Annotated in this window: 23 protein-coding genes; 13 read left to right on the forward strand and 10 right to left on the reverse strand. The window is 63.7% G+C overall.

From position 1 onward, the window contains the following. The first annotated feature begins 244 nt into the window (after positions 1–244). From CC207_RS15505 to CC207_RS15540, 8 genes are all read left to right on the forward strand, one after another. On the forward strand, positions 245–841 hold the full coding sequence (locus CC207_RS15505; RefSeq protein WP_028689685.1) for a superoxide dismutase: 597 nt from the start codon (positions 245–247) through the stop codon (positions 839–841). A 321-nt stretch (positions 842–1,162) separates the two neighbouring features. Further along, the gene (locus CC207_RS15510; protein ID WP_088852370.1) at positions 1,163–3,214 is read left to right on the forward strand and encodes a bifunctional diguanylate cyclase/phosphodiesterase; all 2,052 of its coding nucleotides are present in this window, start codon (positions 1,163–1,165) and stop codon (positions 3,212–3,214) included. A 148-nt stretch (positions 3,215–3,362) separates the two neighbouring features. Then, positions 3,363–4,700, forward strand: a complete 1,338-nt coding sequence (locus CC207_RS15515) for an imelysin family protein (protein WP_028689675.1) — start codon at positions 3,363–3,365, stop codon at positions 4,698–4,700. Positions 4,701–4,900: 200 nt separating this feature from the next. Next, positions 4,901–6,322, forward strand: a complete 1,422-nt coding sequence (locus CC207_RS15520; protein ID WP_028689674.1) for a di-heme oxidoredictase family protein — start codon at positions 4,901–4,903, stop codon at positions 6,320–6,322. Positions 6,323–6,341: 19 nt separating this feature from the next. Next, the gene (locus tag CC207_RS15525; RefSeq protein WP_028689673.1) at positions 6,342–7,406 is read left to right on the forward strand and encodes an imelysin family protein; all 1,065 of its coding nucleotides are present in this window, start codon (positions 6,342–6,344) and stop codon (positions 7,404–7,406) included. 2 nt (positions 7,407–7,408) lie between these two features. After that, positions 7,409–8,506: a DUF1513 domain-containing protein gene (locus CC207_RS15530; RefSeq protein ID WP_088852371.1), complete on the forward strand. Its 1,098-nt coding sequence runs from the start codon at positions 7,409–7,411 to the stop codon at positions 8,504–8,506. Between the two features lie 220 nt (positions 8,507–8,726). Beyond that, the gene (locus CC207_RS15535) at positions 8,727–9,869 is read left to right on the forward strand and encodes an efflux RND transporter periplasmic adaptor subunit (protein ID WP_088852372.1); all 1,143 of its coding nucleotides are present in this window, start codon (positions 8,727–8,729) and stop codon (positions 9,867–9,869) included. Between the two features lie 13 nt (positions 9,870–9,882). Then, a complete protein-coding gene (locus tag CC207_RS15540) occupies positions 9,883–12,930 on the forward strand; it encodes a multidrug efflux RND transporter permease subunit (RefSeq protein WP_028689670.1) in 3,048 nt (1,015 codons plus the stop codon). A 701-nt stretch (positions 12,931–13,631) separates the two neighbouring features. Here CC207_RS15540 and hisC read toward each other — a convergent pair. The 10 genes from hisC to CC207_RS15590 form a co-directional block, all read right to left on the reverse strand. Beyond that, the gene (hisC, locus tag CC207_RS15545; RefSeq protein WP_062364504.1) at positions 13,632–14,681 is read right to left on the reverse strand and encodes a histidinol-phosphate transaminase; all 1,050 of its coding nucleotides are present in this window, start codon (positions 14,679–14,681) and stop codon (positions 13,632–13,634) included. Positions 14,682–14,683: 2 nt separating this feature from the next. Then, positions 14,684–16,006: a histidinol dehydrogenase gene (gene hisD / locus CC207_RS15550; RefSeq protein WP_028689668.1), complete on the reverse strand. Its 1,323-nt coding sequence runs from the start codon at positions 16,004–16,006 to the stop codon at positions 14,684–14,686. A gap of 126 nt (positions 16,007–16,132) precedes the next feature. Next, positions 16,133–16,768 carry an ATP phosphoribosyltransferase gene (gene hisG, locus CC207_RS15555; RefSeq protein ID WP_011532429.1) on the reverse strand — a complete coding sequence of 212 codons (636 nt, stop codon included), beginning with the start codon at positions 16,766–16,768 and terminating at the stop codon, positions 16,133–16,135. Positions 16,769–16,853: 85 nt separating this feature from the next. After that, positions 16,854–18,119 (reverse strand): UDP-N-acetylglucosamine 1-carboxyvinyltransferase, encoded by a 1,266-nt coding sequence (gene murA / locus CC207_RS15560; RefSeq protein WP_028689667.1) that lies wholly within the window; start codon positions 18,117–18,119, stop codon positions 16,854–16,856. Positions 18,120–18,142: 23 nt separating this feature from the next. Further along, the gene (locus CC207_RS15565; protein WP_028689666.1) at positions 18,143–18,382 is read right to left on the reverse strand and encodes a BolA family protein; all 240 of its coding nucleotides are present in this window, start codon (positions 18,380–18,382) and stop codon (positions 18,143–18,145) included. A 118-nt stretch (positions 18,383–18,500) separates the two neighbouring features. After that, entirely contained in the window at positions 18,501–18,803 is a 303-nt protein-coding gene (locus CC207_RS15570; protein ID WP_028689665.1) for a lipid asymmetry maintenance protein MlaB, read from the reverse strand. Continuing rightward, the gene (locus tag CC207_RS15575) at positions 18,800–19,453 is read right to left on the reverse strand and encodes a phospholipid-binding protein MlaC (RefSeq protein WP_028689664.1); all 654 of its coding nucleotides are present in this window, start codon (positions 19,451–19,453) and stop codon (positions 18,800–18,802) included. The genes CC207_RS15570 and CC207_RS15575 overlap by 4 nt, the downstream gene beginning before the upstream one ends. A 9-nt stretch (positions 19,454–19,462) precedes the next feature. Beyond that, positions 19,463–19,948 carry an outer membrane lipid asymmetry maintenance protein MlaD gene (gene mlaD, locus CC207_RS15580; protein WP_028689663.1) on the reverse strand — a complete coding sequence of 162 codons (486 nt, stop codon included), beginning with the start codon at positions 19,946–19,948 and terminating at the stop codon, positions 19,463–19,465. After that, the gene (gene mlaE / locus CC207_RS15585) at positions 19,948–20,745 is read right to left on the reverse strand and encodes a lipid asymmetry maintenance ABC transporter permease subunit MlaE (protein ID WP_028689662.1); all 798 of its coding nucleotides are present in this window, start codon (positions 20,743–20,745) and stop codon (positions 19,948–19,950) included. Before mlaE ends, mlaD begins: the two co-directional genes overlap by 1 nt. Next, positions 20,745–21,554 carry an ATP-binding cassette domain-containing protein gene (locus tag CC207_RS15590; protein ID WP_028689661.1) on the reverse strand — a complete coding sequence of 270 codons (810 nt, stop codon included), beginning with the start codon at positions 21,552–21,554 and terminating at the stop codon, positions 20,745–20,747. The genes mlaE and CC207_RS15590 overlap by 1 nt, the downstream gene beginning before the upstream one ends. A gap of 244 nt (positions 21,555–21,798) precedes the next feature. On the opposite strand from CC207_RS15590, the gene CC207_RS15595 reads away from it, so the two are divergent. The 5 genes from CC207_RS15595 to lptB are packed head-to-tail and all read left to right on the forward strand — an operon-like array spanning position 21,799 to position 25,116. Next, entirely contained in the window at positions 21,799–22,773 is a 975-nt protein-coding gene (locus CC207_RS15595) for a KpsF/GutQ family sugar-phosphate isomerase (protein WP_028689660.1), read from the forward strand. Continuing rightward, a complete protein-coding gene (locus tag CC207_RS15600; protein ID WP_028689659.1) occupies positions 22,774–23,298 on the forward strand; it encodes an HAD family hydrolase in 525 nt (174 codons plus the stop codon). Between the two features lie 8 nt (positions 23,299–23,306). Next, entirely contained in the window at positions 23,307–23,879 is a 573-nt protein-coding gene (lptC, locus tag CC207_RS15605) for an LPS export ABC transporter periplasmic protein LptC (RefSeq protein WP_028689658.1), read from the forward strand. Beyond that, on the forward strand, positions 23,866–24,390 hold the full coding sequence (gene lptA / locus CC207_RS15610; protein WP_011532418.1) for a lipopolysaccharide transport periplasmic protein LptA: 525 nt from the start codon (positions 23,866–23,868) through the stop codon (positions 24,388–24,390). The genes lptC and lptA overlap by 14 nt, the downstream gene beginning before the upstream one ends. Further along, complete coding sequence (gene lptB / locus CC207_RS15615) at positions 24,391–25,116, forward strand: LPS export ABC transporter ATP-binding protein (protein WP_088852373.1); 726 nt, start codon at positions 24,391–24,393, stop codon at positions 25,114–25,116. It begins immediately after the preceding gene. The last annotated feature ends 114 nt before the right edge of the window (positions 25,117–25,230 follow it).

Below are 25,230 nucleotides of genomic sequence, written 5' to 3' on the forward strand. Positions count from 1 at the left end.
TTCGCGCCCATCGCCGGCAAGCCGGCTCCCACAGCGATTGCACATCACCTGAAAGGGTCCGCCTGTCGGCCCCCGCCAACCGCTCTGGAACCTCTATTCCCCACAGATGTTGCGTGGTTAAGCGCCCGGGCCGGTGCTATGATCCTGCCCTCGCGTCGCAAAGAGTACAAGCTCGCCGACGCTCATCAGGCCACCCGTGAGGCCTGGCGCAAACCGCAAACAGACCTGAATCAGGAGATCCACCATGGCTTTTGAATTGCCGCCGCTGCCGTACGCCCACGATGCCCTGCAGCCGCACATCTCCAAGGAAACCCTGGAGTTTCACCACGACAAGCACCACAACACCTATGTCGTGAACCTGAACAACCTGGTCCCAGGCACCGAATTCGAAGGCAAGACCCTGGAAGAGATCGTCAAGAGCTCTTCGGGCGGCATCTTCAACAACGCAGCCCAGGTCTGGAACCACACCTTCTACTGGAACTGCCTGTCGCCAAACGGCGGCGGCCAGCCAACCGGCGCCCTGGCTGACGCCATCACCGCCGCGTTCGGTTCGTTCGACAAGTTCAAGGAAGAGTTCACCAAGACTTCGGTCGGCACCTTCGGCTCCGGCTGGGGCTGGCTGGTGAAGAAGGCCGACGGTTCCCTGGCCCTGGCCAGCACCATCGGCGCCGGCTGCCCGCTGACCAGCGGCGACACCCCGCTGCTGACCTGCGACGTCTGGGAACACGCCTACTACATCGACTACCGCAACCTGCGTCCGAAGTACGTCGAGGCCTTCTGGAATCTGGTCAACTGGGCCTTCGTTGCCGAGCAGTTCGAAGGCAAGACCTTCAAGGCCTGATTGTTCGCCTTGAATGCAAAAGACCCGGCCTGAGTGCCGGGTTTTTTGTTGCCCGGCAGGATGCCGTCGCATTCGGCAACGACATACCTGACAGAAATATTTGCAACCGATCCGCGCGCTCTTGCTCAGACCGCATAGCGCGCTAACATCAACCATCTGGAAAGTTGACGCAGCGCACTCAAGTCGCATGACCGCTCGACCGATACAGAGCCAAGGGCATTTCCATCAACGGACGGATTGCCTGACGGGGTCTCGGGCCGATAGTCTCTCGCCATGATTGATGGCAAAATAATGGCATGCGCATGGATTAAGGAAACCCCATTGAAGCTGGAATTTCGAAACAGCTTATCGGTCAAGCTGCTGAGGGTCGTACTGCTCTCGGCGCTGGCTGTCGGCGTCGTACTCAGCTGTGCGCAAATCGTCTATGACGCCTACAAGACCCGCCAGGCGGTGAACAACGATGCCCAGCGCATCCTCGACATGTTCCGCGACCCATCGACCCAGGCGGTGTACAGCCTCGACCGGGAAATGGGCATGCAGGTGATGGAAGGCCTGTTCCAGGACGAGTCGGTGCGCATGGCCTCCATCGGCCACCCCAACGAAACCATGCTGGCGGAAAAGTCACGGCCGCTGCAGGACATGTCCATGCGCTGGCTGACCGACCTGATCCTCGGCCAGGAGCGCACCTACACCACGCAACTGGTCGGCCGTGGCCCTTACAGCGAGTATTATGGCGACCTGAGCATCACCCTCGACACCTCCTCCTACGGCGAGGACTTCCTGATCAATGCCGTGATCATCTTCATCTCCGGCGTGCTGCGCGCCCTGGCCATGGGCCTGGTGTTGTACCTGGTGTACCACTGGCTGCTGACCAAGCCGCTGTCGAAGATCATCGACCACCTGACCCAGATAAACCCCGACCGCCCCAGCCAGCACCAGATTCCGCAACTCAAGGGCCACGAGCGCAATGAGCTGGGCCTGTGGGTCAACACCGCCAACCAACTGCTGGCCTCCATCGAGCGCAACACCCACCTGCGCCACGAGGCCGAGAACAGCCTGCAGCGCATGGCCCAATACGACTTCCTCACCGGCCTGCCCAACCGCCAGCAGTTACAGCAGCAGCTGGACAAGATCCTGGTGGACGGCGGCCGCCTGCAGCGCCGTGTCGCCGTGCTGTGCGTGGGCCTGGACGACTTCAAGGGCATCAACGAGCAGTTCAGCTACCAGGTCGGCGACCAGTTGCTGCTGGCCCTGGCCGACCGCCTGCGCGCCCACAGCGGGCGGCTCGGCGCCCTGGCTCGCCTGGGCGGCGACCAGTTCGCCCTGGTCCAGGCCAACATCGAGCAACCCTATGAAGCCGCCGAGCTGGCCCAGAGCATCCTCGACGACCTAGAAGCGCCCTTCGACCTCGACCAACAGCAGATCCGCCTGCGCGCCACCATCGGTATCACCCTGTTCCCCGAGGACGGCGACAGCACCGAGAAGCTCCTGCAGAAGGCCGAGCAGACCATGACCCTGGCCAAGGCCCGCTCGCGCAACCGCTATCAGTTCTACATTGCCAGCGTCGACAGCGAGATGCGCCGCCGTCGCGAATTGGAAAAAGACCTGCGCGAGGCCCTGTCACGCAACCAGCTGTACCTGGTGTACCAGCCGCAGATCAGCTACCGAGACCACCGTGTGGTCGGCGTAGAAGCGCTGCTACGCTGGCAGCATCCGGAGCTGGGCATGGTCCCGCCCGACCAGTTCATCCCGCTGGCCGAGCAGAACGGCAGCATCATCGGCATCGGTGAATGGGTGCTCGACCAGGCCTGCCGGCAGCTGCGCGAATGGCACGACCAGGGCTTCAGCGAGCTGCGCATGGCGGTCAACCTGTCCACGGTGCAACTGCACCACAACGAACTGCCGCGGGTGGTCAACAACCTGCTGCAGGCCTACCGTCTGCCACCGCGCAGCCTGGAGCTGGAAGTCACCGAGACCGGCCTGATGGAAGACATCAGCACCACCGCCCAGCACCTGCTGAGCCTGCGCCGTTCGGGCGCCTTGATCGCCATTGACGACTTCGGCACCGGCTATTCCTCGCTCAGCTACCTGAAGTCGCTGCCGCTGGACAAGATCAAGATCGACAAGAGCTTCGTTCAGGACCTGCTTGACGATGACGACGACGCCACCATCGTTCGCGCCATCATCCAACTGGGCAAGAGCCTGGGCATGCAGGTGATCGCCGAAGGCGTGGAAACCGTCGAACAGGAGAGCTACATCATCGCCCAGGGCTGCCACGAGGGTCAGGGCTACCATTACAGCAAGCCGTTGTCGGCACGCGAACTGACCAGCTTCCTCAAACAGGCACAACGCAACCAGGTTTCCGCCCTGTAAGCCCTGCCAGCCTTGGCGGTGCACCTTGAACGGGCGTTTGCATGAAATGCACGCCCGCCCCTTTACAGCAAATGCAAATCTTTCGCATGATGTATTGGTTTCGCGTGCCACGGCGCACGGTCCAACCACACCACGCAGGAAACCAACAATGATTCGAATGCCTCTGGCCTCCGCCAGTCTGCTGGCCATCGCCATCGCTCTCGCCGGTTGCGGCGAAGGCAAGGACGACAAGGCCGCCGCACCGCAAGCCCAGGCACCTGCCGCCGCCAGCACCACCGCCGCGGCGCCGGGGGCTGTCGATGAGGCGGCCGCCAAGGCTGTGGTCAAGCACTACGCCGAAATGGTCCATGCCGTGTACAGCGACTCGCTGAGCACCGCCAAACAACTGCAGACCGCCGTCGACGCGTTCCTGGCCAAGCCCGACGAGCAGACCCTGAAAGCCGCCCGTGATGCCTGGGTCGCCTCGCGCGTGCCGTACCTGCAGAGCGAAGTGTTTCGCTTCGGCAACACCATCATCGACGACTGGGAAGGCCAGGTGAACGCCTGGCCCCTGGACGAAGGCCTGATCGACTACGTCGACAAGAGCTACGAGCACGCCCTGGGGAACCCGGCGGCCAACGCCAACATCATCGCCAACACCGAGATCCAGGTCGGCGAAGACAAGATCGATGTCAAGGACATCACCCCCGAGAAACTCGCCACCCTCAACGAACTGGGCGGCTCCGAAGCCAACGTCGCCACCGGCTACCACGCCATCGAGTTCCTGCTCTGGGGCCAGGACCTCAATGGCACCGGCCCTGGCGCGGGCAACCGTCCGGCGTCCGACTACCTGGAAGGCAAGGGCGCCACGGGCGGCCACAACGACCGTCGCCGCGCCTACCTGAAAGCGGTCACCGACCTGCTGGTCAAGGACCTCGAAGAGATGGTCGGCAACTGGGCGCCGAACGTCGCCGACAATTACCGCGCCACCCTCGAAGGCGAGCCGGCCAACGACGGCCTGCGCAAGATGCTGTTCGGCATGGGCAGCCTGTCGCTGGGCGAACTGGCCGGCGAGCGCATGAAGGTCTCGCTGGAAGCCAACTCGCCGGAAGACGAGCACGATTGCTTCAGCGACAACACCCACTACTCGCACTTCTACGACGCCAAGGGCATCCGCAACGTCTACCTGGGCGAGTACACCCGTGTCGACGGCACCAAGCTGAGCGGCCCGAGTCTGTCGTCACTGGTGGCCAAGGCCGACCCGGCCACCGACGCCACCCTCAAGGCCGACTTGGAAGCCACCGAGGCCAAGATCCAGGTGATCGTCGACCACGCCCTCAAGGGCGAGCACTACGACCAGCTGATCGCCGCCGACAACGCCGCCGGCAACCAGATTGTGCGTGATGCCATCGCCTCGCTGGTCAAGCAGACCGGCGCGATCGAACAGGCCGCTGGCAAGCTGGGCATCGACAACCTGAACCCGGATACCGCCGATCACGAGTTCTGATCAGCGTCGCGGTTCAGCAGAGGCGGCCCTTGGGCCGCCTTTTTGTTTTCCAGCAGCACCACTGCTCCTACAGGTACGGAACTCGCCGATAACGGCCAACTGACAGTGATTTCATCCAGCAATTGCAAATTGCTCTTATTCAAACACCCCCAGCCTGATAAGCTTGCACGCCGGTTTTTCGCCCATGCCCAGGATCCTCGATGTCCTTGCTCCGCCTAAGCCCCCTGCTCTTGGCCTTCGCCCTCGCCGCCTGTGACGACGCCCCGCGCTTCACCCAGGCCGAGCCCGGCGAAGCCCTCTCCGGCGGCAAGGCCACGGTGCAACGCAGCGACCGCAACGCCTATTCGCTGCCCTCGGCCAACCTGACGCCCGAGCGGCGCCTGGATTTCGCCGTGGGCAACAGCTTTTTCCGCAATCCCTGGGTAATCGCCCCCTCCACCACCACCGCCCGCGATGGCCTCGGCCCATTGTTCAACACCAACGCCTGCCAGAACTGCCACGTGCGCGACGGTCGAGGCCATCCGCCGGAGCCGGGCGACAGCAACGCGGTGTCGATGCTGGTGCGCCTGTCGATCCCCGACCAGCCCTACTACGCCCGCGAAATCGAACGCCTGGGTGTGGTTCCCGAGCCGGTCTACGGCACCCAGCTGCAGGACATGGCCATCCCCGGCGTGGCTCCGGAAGGCAAGGTGCGGGTGAGCTACGACAAGCACAGCGTCACCTTCAAGGATGGCCACCAGGTCGAACTGCGCCGCCCGACGCTGCAGATCACCCAGCTCGGCTATGGCCCGCTGCACCCGGACACTCGCTTTTCGGCCCGGGTCGCCCCGCCGATGATCGGCCTGGGGCTGCTCGAGGCCATCCCCGAAGCCGACCTGCTGGCCAACGAAGACCCGGACGACCTCAACCGCGATGGCATCCGCGGCCGCGCCAACCGGGTATGGGACGACGCCCAGGGCAAGACCGTGGTCGGCCGCTTCGGCTGGAAGGCCGGGCAGCCCAACGTCAACCAGCAGAACGTGCACGCATTTGCCGGCGACATGGGCCTGACCACCACCCTGATGCCGAAGGACGATTGCACCGCCGCGCAGGTCGATTGCCTGGCCGCGCCAAACGGTGACGGTCAGGACGGCGAGAAGGAAGTCAGCGACAATATCCTGCGCCTGGTCACCTTCTACACCCGCAACCTCGCCGTGCCGGCCCGACGCAAAGTGGATACGCCCGAAGTGCTGGCGGGCAAGAACCTGTTCTACCAGGCCGGCTGCCAGGGCTGCCACACCCCGCAGTTCACCACCGCCGCCGATGCGTCCGAACCGGAACTGGCCGGCCAGGTGATCCGTCCCTACAGCGACCTGCTGCTTCACGACATGGGCCCGGGCCTGAGCGATGAACGCACCGAGTTCGCCGCCAATGGCCAGGACTGGCGCACCCCGCCACTGTGGGGCATCGGCCTGAGCGAGACCGTCAGCGGCCACAGCCAGTTCCTCCACGACGGCCGCGCCCGCAACCTGCTTGAAGCCGTGCTCTGGCACGGTGGCGAGGCCCAGGCGGCGCGCGATCACGTGTTGACCTTCAATGCCGAGCAGCGCGCCGCGCTGCTGGCGTTCCTGAATTCCCTTTAAACCGCACAAGGAGCCGGGCATGTTCCGACCCAAACTGTTGTTCACCAGCCTCGCCGCACTTGCCCTCGGCGCCTGCTCGCCGCAAGATCCGCAGGCGGTGACCTCCGCTGCCATCGCCAAGCAAGTGATCCTGCCGACCTACAGCCGCTGGGTCGAGGCCGACCGGCAGTTGGCCGCCAGCGCCTTGGCCTACTGCGAAGGCAAACAGTCCCTGGAGACCGCCCGCACCGACTTCCTCCACGCCCAGAAGGCCTGGGCCGAACTGCAGCCATTGCTGGTCGGCCCGCTGGCCGAGGGCAACCGCCCGTGGCAGGTGCAGTTCTGGCCGGACAAGAAGAACCTGGTCGGCCGCCAGGTCGAGCAGTTGGTCAACGGCGAACAGGCGGTCACCGCCGAGTCGCTGGGCAAGGCCAGCGTGGTGGTGCGTGGCCTGTCGGCCTACGAATACATCCTGTTCGACAGCAAGCCGGACATCGCCAGCGCCGAGCAGAAAGCCCGCTACTGCCCGCTGCTGGTGGCCATCGGCGAACACCAGAAGGCCCTGGCCGAGGAAATCCTCAAGGGCTGGAACAGCACCGACGGCATGCTGTCGCAGATGACCAAGTTCCCCAACCAGCGCTACGCCGACTCCCACGAGGCGATCGCCGACCTGCTGCGGGCCCAGGTCACCGCCCTGGACACCCTGAAGAAGAAACTCGGCGCGCCGATGGGCCGCCAGAGCAAGGGGATCGCGCAGCCGCTGCAGGCCGAGGCCTGGCGCAGCCACTCGTCGATCAAGAGCCTGGAAGCCTCGCTCAAGGCCGCCCAGACGGTCTGGGTCGGGGTCGACAACCAGGGCCTGCGCGGCCTGCTGGGCAAGGATCAGGCGGCACTGGCGCAAAAGATCGACGACGCCTACGCTGCGGCGATCAAGCTGCTGGCCGACAACCAGAAGACCTTGGGCGAACTGCTGGCCGACGACGCCGGCAAGCAGACCCTCAACCAGATCTACGACGCACTCAACGTCGTCCACCGCCTGCACGAAGGCGAGCTGGCCAAGGCGTTGAACATCCAGCTGGGCTTCAATGCCAACGACGGTGACTGATCATGCTGCGACGCCAGGCCCTGAAACTCGGTAGCGTGTTGCTCAGCGCCCTGACCCTGGGCGGCTGGAGCCTGTTCCGCGGCAAAGGCAGCGAACCGTTGCTGCTGTCGGCGCGCGACGACAGCGACGGCAAGCACTACGCCGTGGGCTTTCGCCTGGACGGCACCCAGGTGTTCAGCACCCAGGTGGCCCAGCGTTGCCATGCGATCATCAACCACCCGACGCTGCCGATCGCCTTGTTCGTCGCGCGCCGCCCCGGTACCGAGAGCTACCTGGTCGACCTGCGCGACGGCCGGCTGCTGCAGACCCTCGCCTCGCAACCGCAGCGGCACTTCTACGGCCATGCGGTGATCCACAAGGACGGCGAGTGGCTGTACACCACCGAGAACGACACCACCGACCCCGGTCGCGGCGTGCTGGGCGTCTATCGGTTCGAAGGCGAACGTCTGGTGCACAGCGGCGAGCTTTCCACCCACGGCATCGGCCCCCATGAGGTGGCCTGGCTGCCCGATGGCGAAACCCTGGTGGTGGCCAACGGCGGTATCCGCACCGAGGCCGAAAGCCGGGTGGAGATGAACCTCGACGCCATGGAGCCGAGCCTGGTGCTGATGCAGCGCGACGGCACCCTGTTGAGCAAGGAGACCCTGGCCCAGCAGATGAACAGCGTGCGCCACCTGGCGGTGGGCGACGATGGCACCATCGCCGCCTGCCAGCAGTTCATGGGCGGCTCCGAGGAGACCGCCGAGCTACTGGCGATCAAGCGTCCGGGCGAGCCGTTCAAGGCCTTCCCGGTGCCGGAGCGCCAGCTGCAGTCGATGGCCCAGTACACCGCCAGCGTCGCCATCCACAGCGACCTGCGCCTGGTGGCCTTGACCGCGCCACGGGCCAATCGCCTGTTCATCTGGGATCTGGACAGCGGCGCGGTGAAGCTCGATGCACCGATGCCCGATTGCGCCGGGGTCGGGGCGGTGAAGGATGGCTTCGTCATTACCTCCGGGCAGGGGCGTTGCCGGTTCTACGATTGCCGCAAGGCAGAGCTGATCGGCCAGCCGATGAACCTGCCTTCAGGCTTCTGGGATAACCACCTGCATCTGGTCTGATTTGTCGTAAAAGCTATCGCGGTACAAGTCGCACCGCCGCTCCCACGTCCTGACGCGTGAGCGGCGGTGCGCCGATGCGACTTGCACCGCGATTTGGCCGGCACACGTTTGTCCCTCCTCTTTTCCAGAAAACCGACAATACTTTCCCTCACCGCACGTGGGCCGGATCGCCCGAGGTCGTGCCCGATAAATAACAAACCCACCTCCAGGGAACCGGACCATGTTGCGCCGCCGCATGCTGATCATGTTGGCCGTCGTCCTGCTGATCGTATTGATCCTGGGGGGCATCAAGGCCTTTTCCATCTACAAGCAGGTGCAGATGTTCTCGCAGCCCCGGCCGCCGGTCAGCGTGGCCGCGGCCCAAGCCGAGCGGCGCCAATGGCAGGAGCGCCTGCCAGCGGTTGGCAGCCTCAAGGCCTATCAGGGCGTGGAACTGAGTCTGGAAGTTGCCGGTACCGTGAAGTCGCTGCACTTCGAATCCGGGCAACAAGTGAAAGCCGGCCAGTTGCTGCTGCAACTGGACAGCGACCAGGAAATCGCCCTGCTCGGCACTGCGCAGGCCGACCTGGGGCTGGCCAAGGTCGACTTCGGCCGGGGTAGCCAACTGGTCGGCGATTCGGCCATCTCCCGCGGCGAGTTCGACCGCCTGACCGCCCAGTACCGGCGTAACCAGGCAGTGGTCGAACAGCTCAAGGCCTCGCTGGCGAAAAAGAGCATCAGCGCCCCGTTCAGCGGCACCATCGGCATTCGTCAGGTGGACGTCGGCGCCTACCTGGCCAGCGGTACGGTGATCGCCACCCTGCAGGACCTGTCCAGCCTCTATGTCGACTTCAATGTGCCCGAGCAGGCGCTGCCACACCTGAGCCTGGGCCAGCGAGTACTGGCACAAGTGGCCGCCTACCCTGACCAGACCTTCTCCGCCAGCCTCAGTGCAATCAACCCCAAGGTCGAGGAAAGCACCCGCAACCTCCTGGTCCGCGCCACCCTGGCCAACCCCGAAGGCAAGCTCCTGCCGGGCATGTTCGCGAGCCTTCAAGTGCTGTTGCCCGACCCGCAGCCGCTGGTGGTGGTGCCGGAGAACGCCATCACCTATACCCTCTACGGCAATTCGGTGTACCGGGTCAGCGAGAAAAAGGGCGAGGACGGCCAGCCCCAGCGTGACGCCAACGGCCAGCCAAAGCTGATTGCCGAACAGCTCACCGTGCAGACGGGCGAGCGCCGTGAAGGCTGGGTCGTGGTGCTCAAGGGGCTGCAGGCCGGCGATCAGGTGGTCACTGCCGGCCAGCTCAAACTGAGCCCCGGCGCGGCGATCCGCATCAGCGCCGACAACGCCCTCAAGCCCGCCGCGCCCGGCGCGAAGTGAACGGGAGGCGGCCATGGCGTTCACCGACCCGTTCATCCGCCGCCCGGTGCTGGCCTGCGTGGTCAGCCTGCTGATCCTGCTGCTCGGCCTGCAGGCTTGGAACAAGCTGCAGATCCGCCAGTACCCGCAGATGGAAAACGCACTGATTACCGTCACCACCGCCTACCCCGGGGCCAATGCCGAAACCATCCAGGGCTATATCACCCAACCCTTGCAGCAGAGCCTGGCCAGCGCCGACGGCATCGACTACATGACCTCGGTGAGCCGGCAGAACTTTTCGGTGATCTCGGTCTATGCGCGAATCGGCGCCGACACCGACCGTCTGTTCACCCAGTTGCTGGCCAAGGCCAACGAGGTGCGCAACAAGCTGCCCCAGGACTCCGAGGACCCGGTGCTGAGCAAGGAGGCCGCCGATGCCTCAGCGCTGATGTACATCAGCTTCTACAGCGACGAAATGAGCAACCCGCAGATCACCGACTACCTGTCCCGGGTCATCCAGCCCAAGCTGGCCACGCTGCCCGGCATGGCCGAGGCCGAGATCCTTGGCAACCAGGTGTTCGCCATGCGCATCTGGATCGACCCGGTGAAGCTGGCCGGCTTCGGCCTGTCGGCGGTGGACGTGACCAACGCCGTGCGCCGCTACAACTTCCTCTCCGCCGCCGGTGAGGTGAAGGGCCAGTACGTGGCCACCAGCATCAACGCCACCACCGAGCTGAAATCCGCCGAGGCCTTTGCCGCCCTGCCGGTCAAGACCAGTGGCGACAGCCGGGTGTTGCTGGGCGATGTGGCGCGGGTGGAAATGGGCGCGGAAAACTACGACACGGTCAGTTCGTTCGACGGCACGCCGTCGGTGTACATCGGCATCAAGGCCACGCCGGCAGCCAACCCGCTGGAGGTGATCAAGGAGGTGCGGCGGATCATGCCGCAGCTCGAAGAGGCGCTGCCCGCCAGCCTCAAGGTGTCCATCGCCTACGACGCCACCCTGTTCATCCAGGCGTCCATCGACGAAGTGATCAAGACCCTCGGCGAAGCGGTGCTGATCGTCATCGTCGTGGTGTTCCTGTTCCTCGGCGCCTTGCGTTCGGTGGTGATCCCGGTGGTGACCATCCCGCTATCGATGATCGGCGTGCTGTTTTTCATGCAGATGATGGGCTACTCGCTGAACCTGCTGACGCTGCTGGCCATGGTGTTGGCCATCGGCCTGGTGGTGGACGACGCGATCGTCGTGGTGGAGAACATCCACCGTCATATCGAGGAGGGCAAGTCGCCCTTCGACGCAGCCCTGGAAGGTGCCCGCGAGATCGCCCTGCCGGTGGTGTCGATGACCATCACCTTGGCCGCGGTGTACGCGCCCATCGGTTTTCTCACCGGGTTGACCGGTGCCCTGTTCAAGGAGTTTGCCCTGACCCTGGCCGGGGCGGTGGTCATTTCCGGCATCGTCGCCCTCACACTGTCACCGATGATGTGCGCCCTGCTGCTGCGCCACGAGCAGAACCCCAGCGGCCTGGCCCATCGCCTGGACCTGATCTTCGACGCGCTCAAGGTGCGCTACCAGCGCCTGCTGCACGGCACCCTGAACAGCCGCCCGGTGGTGCTGGTGTTCGCCGTGCTGATTCTGTGCCTGATCCCGGCCTTGCTGATGTTCACCCGCACCGAACTGGCGCCGGAGGAAGACCAGGGGGTGATCTTCATGATAAGCAGCTCGCCGCAGACCGCCAACCTGGACTACCTCAACGCCTACACCGACCAGTTCACGCCGATCTTCAAGCGCTTCCCCGAGTACTACTCGTCGTTCCAGATCAACGGTTTCAACGGTGTGCAGAGCGGGATCGGTGGCTTCCTGCTCAAGCCCTGGAACGAGCGCGAGCGCACGCAGATGCAGTTGTTGCCGCTGGTGCAGGCCGAGCTTGAGCAGATTGGCGGGCTGCAGATCTTCGGCTTCAACCTGCCGTCGCTGCCCGGCACCGGCGAGGGCCTGCCGTTCCAACTGGTGATCAACACCGCCGGTGACTACCCAGCCCTGCTGGAGGTGGCCCAGCGGGTCAAGGAACGCGCCCAGGCGTCGGGCAAGTTCGCTTTCCTCGACATCGACCTGGCCTTCGATAAACCCGAGGTGGTGATCGACATCGACCGCGCCAAGGCGGCGCAGATGGGGGTGTCGATGGACACCCTGGGCAGCACCCTGGCGACCTTGCTGGGCGAGGCCGAGATCAACCGCTTCACCCTGGAGGGCCGCAGCTACAAGGTAATCGCCCAGGTCGAGCGTCCTTACCGGGCCAATCCTGGCTGGCTGAACAACTACTACGTGAAGAACGAGCAGGGCCAGTTGCTGCCGCTCGCGACCCTGATCACCCTCAACGACCGTGCCCGGCCGCGCCAGCTCAACCAGTTCCAGCAGTTGAACTCGGCGATCATCCAGGGGGTGCCGCTGGTGAGCATGGGCGAGGCCCTGGAAACCGTGCGCGCCATCGCTCGCGAGGAGGCGCCCGAGGGGTTCTCGCTGGACTATGCCGGGACGGCGCGGCAGTTCGTCCAGGAGGGCAGTGCGTTGTGGGTGACCTTCGGCCTGGCGCTGGCGATCATCTTCCTGGTGCTGGCGGCGCAGTTCGAGAGTTTCCGGGATCCGCTGGTGATTCTGGTAACGGTGCCGTTGTCGATCTGCGGGGCGTTGTTGCCGTTGTTCCTGGGGGTTTCGAGCATGAACATCTATACCCAGGTGGGGTTGGTGACCCTGATCGGGCTGATCACCAAGCACGGGATTCTTATTGTCGAGTTTGCCAATCAGCTACGGGACGAGCGAGGGCTTGGGGTGCGGGAGGCGATCGAGGAGGCCGCCGCGATTCGCCTGCGGCCTGTGCTGATGACCACGGCGGCCATGGTGTTTGGCATGGTGCCCCTGATTTTGGCCTCCGGGGCCGGGGCGGTCAGCCGGTTTGATATCGGGATGGTGATTGCGACCGGGATGTCGGTTGGGACGCTGTTTACGCTGTTTGTTTTGCCTTGCATTTATAGTGTTTTGGCGCATAAGGGGGGGCACGGTATTGTTGATGCTCGCGGGTGATTTGTTTTGGTTTATTATGCGAATTCGTAGAATATATCGACATTTATTCACCTTTTCGCCTTTACGGCGACCTACTTTTCTCTAGGGAAAAGTAGGCAAAACCGTTCCGCTCCGTTCATCCGGCCCTGCGCTTCGCTCCGGGGTTCCCTCGCTCCTGAAGTCGCAATTGGCGGTGCCTGAACTGTCGCGCGCTTAAAAGCAAGAGCAAGAACAGGAAAATGCGAAGTTTACTGTTTGAAAATTAGTTATATATTGGCTGTTCCGGCCTATCGCGGGCTTGCCCCGCGAAACAATCGAGAGATTAATTCCGCTTCAACTAGCGACAGCTGCGCCAGTCCAGTCGCCGCCCGTAACTTCGCGACTTCAGGAGGCCGAACGCAGGTCTTGCGAAGGGAGGTGACGGGCATGGATGCCCGTCAAGCGCTGCGCCCCAGGATGGGGCGTTCAGCGCGGTCCTCCCGGGAGCAAGGCCGGAGTGAGGGAACCCGGAGCGAAGCGCAGGGCCGGATGAATGGAGCGAGGATTTTTTGGTTCCTTTTTGATCCTTCAAAAAGGGACCCGCCGTAAGGGCGGAAAGGTGAATAAGCGTCGACATCAAAAATGAATGCGCATACAACTTCCAAAACCACCAAACAACAACAAGGGGCGAATCAGAAGTCAAAATAACCAACCCCAATCCGCCCCCAGTCAAACCCCTGAAATCAATTCAAAGCATCAAGCAAAGCCTGGTTCATCTCCGGCGTCCCAACGGTAATCCGCAGGAACTGCGCAATCCGCTCCTGTTTGAAGTGCCGAACAATCACCCCCTGCTCACGAAGGCGCGCCGCGATCCCGGCAGCATCCTGCCCGGGATGCCGGGCAAAGATGAAGTTCGCCGCCGAAGGCAACACCTCGAACCCACGCGCCACCAACTCGGCAACCAGCACGTCCCGGCTTTCGATAACCTTGCGGCAGGTCTGATCGAAATACGCACGGTCGTCGAACGCAGCCGCCGCCCCGACAATCGCCATGCGATCCAACGGATAGGAGTTGAAGCTGTTCTTGATCCGCTCCAACGCCTCGATCAGGTCAGGATGTCCCACCGCCAGGCCAACCCTGAGCCCCGCCAGCGACCGTGACTTGGACAAGGTCTGGGTCACCAGCAGGTTGTCGTAGCGATCGACCAGGCTGATAGCCGTCTCGCCACCGAAATCGATATAGGCCTCATCGACCACCACCACCGAATCCCGGTTGGCCTGCAGCAGTTGCTCGACCGCCTCAAGCGGCAACAGGCAACCGGTCGGCGCATTGGGGTTGGGGAAGATGACCCCGGCATTGGGCTTGCTGTAATCAGAAACCCGAATCTGGAAATGCTCATCCAGCGCCACCTGCTCGAACGCGATACCGTACAGGCCGCAATACACCGGGTAGAAGCTGTAGCTCACGTCCGGGAACAGCAGCGGCCCACGGTCATGCTGGAACAGGCCGTGGAAGATGTGCGCCAGCACCTCGTCCGATCCATTGCCAACGAACACCTGCGCCGGCGTCACGCCGTAATACTCGGCCACCGCCTGCTTGAGGCGGTCACCGTTCGGGTCCGGATACAGCCGCAGGTTGTCGTTAAGCTCGCCGCGCATGGCCTCCAGCGCCTTGGGCGACGGTCCATAAGGGTTCTCGTTGGTGTTCAGCTTGACCAGCCGCGCAAGCTTGGGCTGCTCGCCCGGCACGTAAGGCACCAAGTCCTTGACGAAGGGACTCCAGAAACGACTCATGCTCAGTTCCCCTTCTCGTTGAGGATGCGGTATTCGGCGCTGCGCGCATGAGCGGTCAGCGATTCGCCCCGGGCCAGCACCGAAGCGGTGTGACCCAGCTCGGACGCGCCCTGCTCGGAGCAGAAGATGATCGACGAACGCTTCTGGAAGTCATACACGCCCAGTGGCGAAGAGAAGCGCGCAGTGCCGGAAGTCGGCAGCACGTGGTTGGGGCCGGCGCAGTAGTCGCCTAGCGCCTCGCTGGTGTGGCGGCCCATGAAGATCGCGCCGGCGTGGCGGATCTGCGGCAACCAGGCCTGTGGATCAGCCACCGACAGCTCCAGGTGCTCGGGGGCGATGCGGTTTGCCACCTCGATGGCCTGCTGCATGTCACGCACCTGGATCAGCGCGCCTCGGCCGTTGATCGACTTCTCGATGATCTCGGCGCGCTCCATGGTCGGCAGCAGCTTGTCGATGCTGGCGGCCACCCGATCGAGGAACTCGGCATCCGGGCTGACCAGGATGGCCTGGGCGTCCTCGTCGTGCTCGGCCTGGGAGAACAGGTCCATGGCGATCCAGTCCGGATCGGTCTGGCCGTCGCACACCACCAGGATCTCCGAAGGGCCGGCGATCATGTCGATGCCGACCTGGCCGAACACATGGCGCTTGGCGGTGGCCACGTAGATATTGCCCGGACCGACGATCTTGTCGACTTGCGGCACGCTTTCGGTGCCGTAGGCCAAGGCCGCGACCGCCTGGGCGCCACCGAGGGTGAACACCCGGTCGACCCCGGCGATGCAGGCCGCGGCCAGCACCAGCTCGTTGACCTCGCCACGCGGGGTCGGCACGACCATCACCACCTCGGCCACACCGGCGACCTTGGCCGGAATCGCGTTCATCAGCACCGACGACGGGTACGATGCTTTTCCGCCCGGCACGTACAGGCCGGCGCGGTCAAGCGGGGTAACTTTCTGGCCGAGCACAGTGCCGTCGGCCTCGGTGTACTGCCAGGAATCCTGCTTTTGCCGTTCGTGGTAGATACGCACACGGTTGGCGGCTTTTTCCAGGGCTTCGCGCTGCACCGGGGTAATGCGGGTCAGGGCCAGCTCCAGGCGTGCGCGGTCCAGGATCAGATCATTGATCGATGTGGCATCGACACCGTCGAAACGCTGGGTGAACTCCACCAACGCCGCGTCGCCGCGCTCGCGCACGGCCTTGATGATGTCGAGCACGCGCTGGTTGACCGCGTCATCGGACACGCTTTCCCAGCTCAGCAGATGATCCAGATGTCGGGCGAAATCCTGGTCAGCGGCGTTGAGACGGGCAATTGCAGTGGACACGGTCATGGCGAGGGCCTCGTTATTAGCGGATGTTCAGGCGCCCTAAAGCTACCACTCCATCCGCGCGGGCACCTGAGAAAATTGGCTATGACGCGGATAGACGGGCGCGACAGCGGAGGTCGCGCGCAGAGGTCAGCCGCGGTGTCGCGATTCGACGGCGTTGCGCAGGGTGTCGATCAGGCTCTGGATACGGGCGTGCTGCATTTTCATGGAAGCCTTGTTGACCACCAGGCGCGAGCTGATCGTGGCGATCAGTTCCTGGGGCTCGAGGCCGTTGGCGCGCAGGGTGTTGCCGGTGTCGACCACGTCGATGATCTTATCGGCGAGGTTGATCAGCGGGGCCAGCTCCATGGAGCCGTACAGCTTGATGATGTCGACCTGGCGGCCCTGCTCGGCGTAGTAGCGCTTGGCTACGTTGACGAACTTGGTGGCCACGCGCAGGCGGCCCTTGGGCTCGGGCGCGCCGGTCACGCCGGCGGTCATCAGCTTGCACTGGGCGATCTGCAGGTCCAGGGGCTCGTACAGGCCCTGGCCGCCGTATTCCATCAGCACATCCTTGCCGGCCACACCGAGGTCGGCGGCGCCATGCTCGACATAGGTCGGCACGTCGGTGGCACGCACGATGAGCAGGCGGACATCATCCTGGGTGGTCGGGATGATCAGCTTGCGGCTCTTGTCCGGATTCTCGGTCGGCACAATACCGGCTTCGGCCAGCAGTGGCAGGGTATCGTCGAGAATCCGGCCTTTGGATAGCGCGATGGTCAACATTGGAACGTCGGTCCTTAAGCAGCTATAGCCAGCCGGGCACTGCCCGGCCGCATAAAATTCGGGGCGCATCCCTGCGCCATGCAGACTAGCCCGGTACGCGACGGATCTTCGCGCCCAGCATCTGCAGTTTTTCCTCGATGCACTCGTAGCCACGGTCAATGTGGTAGATGCGGTCGATCAGGGTGTCGCCTTCAGCGACCAGCGCCGACAGTACCAGGCTGGCGGAAGCGCGCAAGTCGGTGGCCATCACCGGAGCACCTTTGAGCGCCTTGACGCCAGTGACGATGGCGGTGTTGCCCTCGACCTGGATCTGCGCGCCCATGCGGTGCATCTCGTAGACGTGCATGAAGCGGTTTTCGAAGATGGTCTCGATCACCGCGCCGGTGCCTTCGGCGATGGCATTGAGCGAGATGAACTGCGCCTGCATGTCGGTCGGGAACGCTGGGTACGGGGCGGTACGCAGGTTCACGGCCTTCGGACGCTTGCCGTGCATGTCCAGCTCGATCCAATCTTCACCGGTGGTGATATCGGCGCCGGCTTCCTTGAGTTTCTCGAGGACGGCTTCGAGGATGGTCGGATCGGTGTCCTTGACCTTGACGCGGCCGCCGGTCACGGCAGCGGCGACCAGGTAGGTGCCGGTTTCGATACGGTCAGGCATGACCCGGTAGTTGGCCGAGTGCAGGCGCTCGACGCCATCGATGGTGATGGTGTCGGTGCCAGCGCCCTGAATCTTCGCACCCATGGCGATCAGGAAGTTGGCCAGGTCGACCACCTCCGGCTCGCGGGCGGCGTTCTGCAGCACACTGCGGCCCTTGGCCAGGGCGGCGGCCATCATGATGTTCTCGGTACCGGTGACGCTGACGGTGTCGAAGAAGAAGTGTGCGCCGCGCAGGCCGCCCTCGGGTGCCTTGGCTTTGATGTAGCCGCCTTCAACATCGATTTTCGCACCCATGGCCTCCAGGCCACGGATGTGCAGGTCCACCGGACGCGAACCGATGGCGCAACCGCCCGGCAGCGCCACTTCGGCCTCACCGAAGCGGGCGACCATCGGACCGAGCACCAGGATCGAGGCGCGCATGGTCTTGACCAGCTCATAGGGCGCGACGAGGGTCTTGATGGTGCGCGGATCGATTTCCACCGAGAGCTTCTCGTCGATCACAGGCTCGATGCCCATGCGACCGAACAGCTCGATCATGGTGGTGATGTCGTGCAGGTGCGGCAGGTTGCCGACCGTAACCGGACCATCGGCCAGCAGGGTGGCCGAGAGAATCGGCAGGGCAGCGTTCTTCGCGCCGGAAATGCGGATCTCGCCGTCGAGGCGCGGGCCGCCAGTGATAATCAGTTTGTCCATACGTATCTCGCCGCCAAGTTGGCTCAGGTGCGCTCAGCCCAGGCTGCGCTGCTGAAGAATTTCATGGTTACCGCGTGAATGCTGCCGTTGGCGATCCACGGATTGAGGTGAGCATAGATCGCCTGCTGGCGCTTGACCGGGCTCTGGCCGGCCAGCTCATCGCTGATCACGTTCAACTGGAAGTTGCAGCCTTCGCCTTCAACTTCGACCCGGGTTCCCGGCAATTTCTCTTCCAGAAAGCTTTTGACTTCTACGGCCTGCATGCTCAACCTCGATCGGCGCCCAACGCGCGCGGGTCGGCCATCATACAAAAAAGCCCCTCGCCTGCGAAGCCCATGAGTGGGCGCGCTGACCGAGGGGCCTTTCGCGAACGGCAGGGCATCAGCCTGCCAGCACTTCATCAAGGTCATAGACCCCGGCGATTTCCCGCATATCCTCCGGGATACCGCGCAGTTCCCAGGTCTTGCCGGCCGCCTGCGCATCGCGCATGAAGCCCAGCAGCAACGACAGGCCGACGCTGCTGGACTTCTCCACCGCAGAGCAGTCGAGCACCAGGCGTGGTTCGCGGCACGCCGTGACCAGCGCCTTGCCCTGCTTGCGCAGGGCCGGACCGCTGCGATAGTCCAGCACGCCTGCCAGGGAGAGGACGCCCGGCTCGGCCATGCTCACGGCGGCGTCACTCATTTGACTTCCTTATCCGGCGAGCTGTCCGCCGCTTCCTTGGCCTTGGCCACTTCGCCGGCCCAGCCGTCGATGGTCTTGTCCAGGTTGTTGCCGTTGCGCTGCATGGCGTCCTGGAACTGGTCGCGGAACAGCTTGCCGATGTTGATGCCGTTGACGATGACGTTACGCACCTTCCACTCGCCGTCCAGCTTGACCATGGTGTATTGCACCGGATAGACCGCGCCGTTGGTGCCGGTGATCTTCATGCCGACGCTGGTGCGATCATCACCCTCGGCCTTGGCCGGATCGACGGTGATGCCCTGGTTGTTGTACTCCAGCAAGGCGTTGCCGTAGAACTGCATCAGGCTGCGCTTGAAGTTCTCCTGGAAGCGCTGCATCTGCGCAGGGGTCGCCTTGCGCGAGTACTTGACGGTCATGATGCTCTTGGAAATACCGTCGGCATCGACCACCGGGCCAAGGTTGCTGTTAAGCGCGCTGTAAAAGGCCTCGGGGTTGGCCTTGTACTGCTCCTTGTTGGCCTTCAGGTCGCTGAGCAACTGCGTGGTGGTGCCCTGGATCACATCACGGGCGGATTGCCCCGGCGCCGCCAGGGCCAGCAGGGGGAAGGCCGCCAGCAGAACCAGCAAGCCACGTCGCAGGATCGAAATCATGGAAACTCCTTAATTAGCCGGTTGCGCTTCTTTCGGTTCCTTGCCCACCGAGTTGAGCAGGAACTTGCCGATCAGGTCTTCCAGCACCAGTGCCGACTGGGTGTCGTGGATGGTGCTGCCATCCTTGAGTACCGCGTCCTCGCCGCCCACGCTGATACCGATGTACTTCTCGCCCAGCAGGCCTGCGGTCAGGATCGAGGCAGTGGAGTCGGTCGGCAGGTTGTCGACATGCTTGTCCAGCTGCAGCGTAACCCGGCCAGTGTAGGAATCGCGGTCCAGATCGATGGCCGTGACCTTGCCGATGGTCACACCGGCCATGGTCACCTTAGCTCTGACCGTCAAACCGGCGATATTGTCAAAATAAGCATAAACTTTATATGTGTCGCTGCTCGGGCTGGCCGACAGCCCGCTGACACGCAGGGCCAGCAGCAGCAGCGCCAGGATCCCGGCCAGGAGGAACAGGCCGACACCGATTTCCAGGGTGCGGTTTTGCATCAGAAATCTCCAAACATCAAGGCGGTCAGAATAAAGTCCAGACCCAGGACTGCCAGCGAGGCATAGACCACGGTCTTGGTGGTGGCACGGCTGATCCCTTCTGAGGTGGGCTCACAGTCGTACCCCTGGAATACGGCGATCCAGGTGACGACGAAAGCGAACACCAGACTCTTGATCAGCCCGTTGATCACGTCGTCGCTGAACGAAACGCTGTTCTGCATGTTGGCCCAGAACGAACCTTCATAGACGCCCAGCCAGTCCACGGCGACCCACGAGCCACCCCAGATGCCGACCACGCTGAAGATAAGCGCCAGCAGCGGCAGCGAGATGAAACCGGCCCACAGCCTGGGGGCGACGATGTACTTGAGCGGGTCGACGCCGATCATCTCCAGGCTCGACAGCTGCTCGGTGGACTTCATGTTGCCGATCTCGGCGGTCAGCGCGGAGCCCGCGCGGCCGGCGAACAGCAAGGCGGTGACCACCGGCCCCAGCTCGCGCAGCAGGGTCAGGGCGACCATTTGCCCCACAGCCTGCTCCGAGCCGTACTTGGTGAGGATGCTGTAGCCCTGCAGGGCCAGTACCATGCCGATGAACACGCCGGACACGACGATGATCGCCAGCGACAATACGCCCACCGAGTACAGTTGCTTGACCAGCAGCTGGAAACCGCCGCCGATGCCGCTGCGTCCACCCAGCGAATGGCCGAGGAACAGGCACGAGCGTCCCAGCACGGCCAGTACATCGATGGCCGAACGGCCGAACAGACGGATACGTTCGAGTAAGGATTTTCTGCGCATCAACGCGTCCCCAACAGATCGGCGCGGTAGTCAGGCGCAGGGAAGTGGAAAGGTACCGGGCCGTCCGGGTCGCCTTTCATGAACTGGCGGATGCGCGGGTTGTCCGAGCCCATCAGTTCGTCCGGCGTGCCCTGCCCCAGCACCTGGCCGTCGCCAACCACATAGATGTAGTCGGCGATGCTCGCGGTTTCCGCGAGATCGTGGGAAACCACGATACTAGTGATGCCCAGGGCGTCGTTGAGCAGGCGGATAAGGCGCACCAACACGCCCATGGCGATGGGGTCCTGCCCGACGAACGGCTCGTCGTACATGAGGATCTGCGGATCGAGGGCGATCGCCCGTGCCAGCGCCACGCGGCGCTTCATGCCGCCGGACAACTCGTCGGGCATCAGGTCGATGGCGCCGCGCAAGCCCACGGCCTGCAACTTCATCAACACGATGTCACGGATCATCTCGTCCGACAGCTGCGTATGAACCCGCAGCGGGAAGGCCACGTTCTCGAACACATCCAGGTCGGTGAACAGCGCACCACTCTGAAAGAGCACGCCCATCTGCTTACGCGCGTCGAACAGGTCGCTGCGCGACAGCGCGGGAAGGTTCTGCCCGTTGACCCAGACCTCGCCACCGGACGGGCGCAACTGCGCGCCCATCAGGCGCAGCAAGGTGGTCTTGCCGCATCCCGAAGGCCCCATGATGCCGGTGACCTTGCCGCGGGGAATGCGTATGTCCACGTTGCTGAAAATGCTGCGCGAACCGCGCTTGAAGGTGACACCCTTCAACTCGACCGCGTAGGCGCTATCCACACTCATCTAGACTCCTTGCTAGTGCAGCCTCGTCATGTGGACGCCTGCCTTCATCTTGAAGGCACACAGGTCCCCTGCGGGCCGAATAGCGGCGAACTATAGCACCGCTGATAGGCCCGCCCCAAGGGCGTCCCCCCACTCGTTCAGGCCGCAGACAGGCTGGTGTGGCATCCATATGACATTCGAAGGATGAGCCTTTCACACATTACGGCTATAATCGCCGCCTTTTCATCAGGCATTGCGTTTCAACATGACCCAATCCAGCGAGCTGATCCAATCCGCCCAGCGCACCCTGCGCCTCGAACTCGAGGCCGTGGAGGCCCTGCTGGCCCGCATCGACGGTGACTTCGTCAAGGCCTGCGAGCTGATCCTGGCCAGCAAGGGACGGGTCGTGGTGGTGGGCATGGGCAAGTCGGGGCATATCGGCAACAAGATCGCCGCCACCCTGGCCAGCACGGGCACCCCGGCGTTCTTCGTGCACCCGGCCGAGGCCAGCCACGGCGACATGGGCATGATCACCCGGGACGATGTCATTCTTGCCCTGTCCAACTCCGGCAGCACCGCCGAGATCGTCACCCTGCTGCCGCTGATCAAGCGCCTGGGCATCCAGATGATCAGCCTGACCGGCAACCCGGGCTCGCCCCTGGCCCAGGCCGCCGAGGTCAATCTCGACGCCAGCGTCGCCCAGGAGGCCTGCCCGCTCAACCTGGCGCCGACCTCCTCCACCACCGCCGCACTGGCGCTGGGCGACGCCCTGGCCATCGCCCTGCTCGAGGCCCGCGGCTTCACCGCCGAGGATTTCGCCTTCTCCCACCCCGGGGGCGCGTTGGGTCGTCGCCTGCTGCTGAAGGTCGAGAACGTCATGCATGCCGGCGAGGAGCTGCCCCTGGTGAAGCGCGGCACCCTGCTCAAGGACGCGCTGCTTGAAATGTCTCGTAAGGGTCTGGGCATGACCGTGGTCCTGGGTGACGACGGCAAGCTCGCCGGCGTGTTCACCGACGGTGACCTGCGCCGCAGCCTGGACCGCAACATCGACGTGCACAAGACCCTCATCGACGAGGTCATGACCGTGCACGGCAAGACCGCCCGCGCCGAGATGCTCGCCGCCGAGGCGCTGAAGATCATGGAAGACCACAAGATCAGCGCGCTGGTGGTCGTCGATCAGGAAGACCGCCCGACCGGCGCCCTGAACATGCACGACCTGCTGCGCGCCGGAGTGATGTAAATGAACCAGGACCTGATGCAACGCGCCAAGGCCATCAAGCTGGCGGTGTTCGACGTCGACGGCGTGCTCACCGACGGCCGCCTGTACTTCCTCGAGGACGGCAGCGAGTTCAAGACCTTCAACACCCTCGACGGCCACGGCATCAAGATGCTCATGGCCGCGGGCGTGACCACCGCGATCATCAGCGGGCGCAAGACCCCGGTGGTCGAGCGCCGGGCGAAGAACCTCGGCATCCCGCACCTGTTCCAGGGCCGCGAGGACAAACTGGTGGTGCTCGACGGCCTGCTCGCCGAACTCAATCTAAGCTATGAACAGGTCGCCTACCTCGGCGACGACCTGCCCGACCTGCCGGTGATCCGCCGCGTCGGCCTGGGCATGGCGGTGCACAACGCCGCGGCATTCGTTCGCCAGCACGCCCATGGCGTTACCCAGGCTCGCGGCGGCGAAGGCGCCGCCCGCGAGTTCTGCGAACTGATCATGCAGGCCCAGGGCACCCTGGACGCTGCCAACGCCCATTACCTGTAAGGCTGCCCATGCTCAGCAAGAAGATCAGAAATGTCGCGCTGCTAGGCGGGATCGCCGCCGTGCTCGTTGCAGTAGGCTATTGGAATATCAGCCCGGAGAGCTTCCTCGACCAGCCGCAGGCCCAGGTCGACCAGAGCGCCATCGACTACTATGCGATCAACGCCCACAGCCTGCAGTTCCTGCCCGACGGCAAGCTGCAGTACGAGATGACCGCCGCCAAGGTTGAGCATTTGAAGGCCAGCGAGGTCACCCTGGTGACCACGCCCGACCTGCACATGTACCGTGGCACCGAGTATCCCTGGCACGTGCAGAGCAAGCGCGCCGAGGTCAATCCGGACGGCACCGAGGTCGAGCTGATCGACGATGTGCGCGTGGCGCGCACCGACGAGAAGCAACGTGAAACCATCATCACCAGCACACGCATGACCGTGTTCCCGCAGAAGCAATATGCGCAGACCGAGCAAGCCGTTAGAATCGACGGCGCCGGTGGCACGACTACGGGCAAAGGAATGAAAGCGTATTTGAAAGAAGGCAGGATGGACCTGCTCTCTAACGTAAGAGGACAGTATGAGGCTCGTTAAAACCATCCCCCTTCTGCTCAGCCTGGGCGTAGCACTGGGAAGCGCGAGCGCCTTCGCCCTGCCGAACGACCGTGACCAGCCGATCCGCATCCAGGCGGACAACGCCCACCTGGACGACAAGCAGGGCGTTGCCACCTATACCGGCGACGTGATCATCACCCAGGGTTCGATGATGATCAAAGGCAACACCGTGACCATGACCCGCGCCGCCTCCGGCGACATCGACGTGGTCACCTCGGTGGGCAACCTGGCCTACTTCGAGCAACAGCAGAGCGCCGCCAAGCCCGACAAGATGAAAGGCTGGGCCGTGACCATCCAGTACCAGGCGCAGAAAGACATGGTGATCCTCACCGATCGCGCCAAGGTCGAGAACGAAGGCAACACCACCGAAGGCGAGAAGATCGTCTACAACACCAAGACCCAGGTGGCTACCGCCGGTCGCGGTGGCAACGTGACTGCACCACGTCAGCGCATCGACATGGTCATTCAACCGAAGAAAAAGGCCGAGTAAATGGCAACCCTCAAAGCCCAGCACCTGGCCAAGAGCTACAAGGGCCGGCAGGTCGTTCGCGACGTCAGCCTGTCCATCGACAGCGGCCAGATCGTCGGCCTGCTAGGCCCCAACGGCGCCGGCAAGACCACCTGTTTCTACATGATCGTCGGCCTGGTCCAGGCCGACCAAGGTCGCGTGCTGATCGACAGCCTCGACGTCAGCCACCAACCCATGCACGGGCGCGCCAAGGCCGGTATCGGCTACCTGCCGCAGGAAGCCTCGATCTTCCGCAAGCTGTCGGTGGCCGACAACATCATGGCCATCCTCGAGACACGCAAGGACCTCGACCGTGACGGTCGGCGCAAGGAGCTGGAAAGCCTGCTGCAGGAGTTCCACATCAGCCATATCCGCGACAACCTCGGCATGAGCCTCTCCGGCGGCGAACGCCGCCGCGTCGAGATCGCCCGTGCCCTGGCCACCGCGCCCAAGTTCATCCTGCTGGACGAACCCTTTGCCGGTGTCGACCCGATCTCTGTCGGCGACATCAAGCAGATCATCCACCACCTCAAGAACAAGGGTATCGGCGTACTGATCACCGACCACAACGTTCGCGAGACCCTGGACATCTGCGAGACCGCCTACATCGTCAACGATGGCCAGCTGATCGCCGAAGGCGACGCCGAGACCATCCTGGCCAACCAGCTGGTCAAGGAAGTATACCTGGGGCACGAGTTCCGACTCTGACCCTGGCCTGCCCGGAGCACTGGCGCAGGCGCCTGTTCGAGGCTTAAGTTGTTACAGTGCTCTAGGCAAACGCTGCAATTTCAGGCATATAACTTGCTTAAAATCGGCGCCCAG

The organism is Pseudomonas sp. DrBHI1 (assembly GCF_002205115.1).
GTDB classification, from domain to species: domain Bacteria; phylum Pseudomonadota; class Gammaproteobacteria; order Pseudomonadales; family Pseudomonadaceae; genus Aquipseudomonas; species Aquipseudomonas mosselii.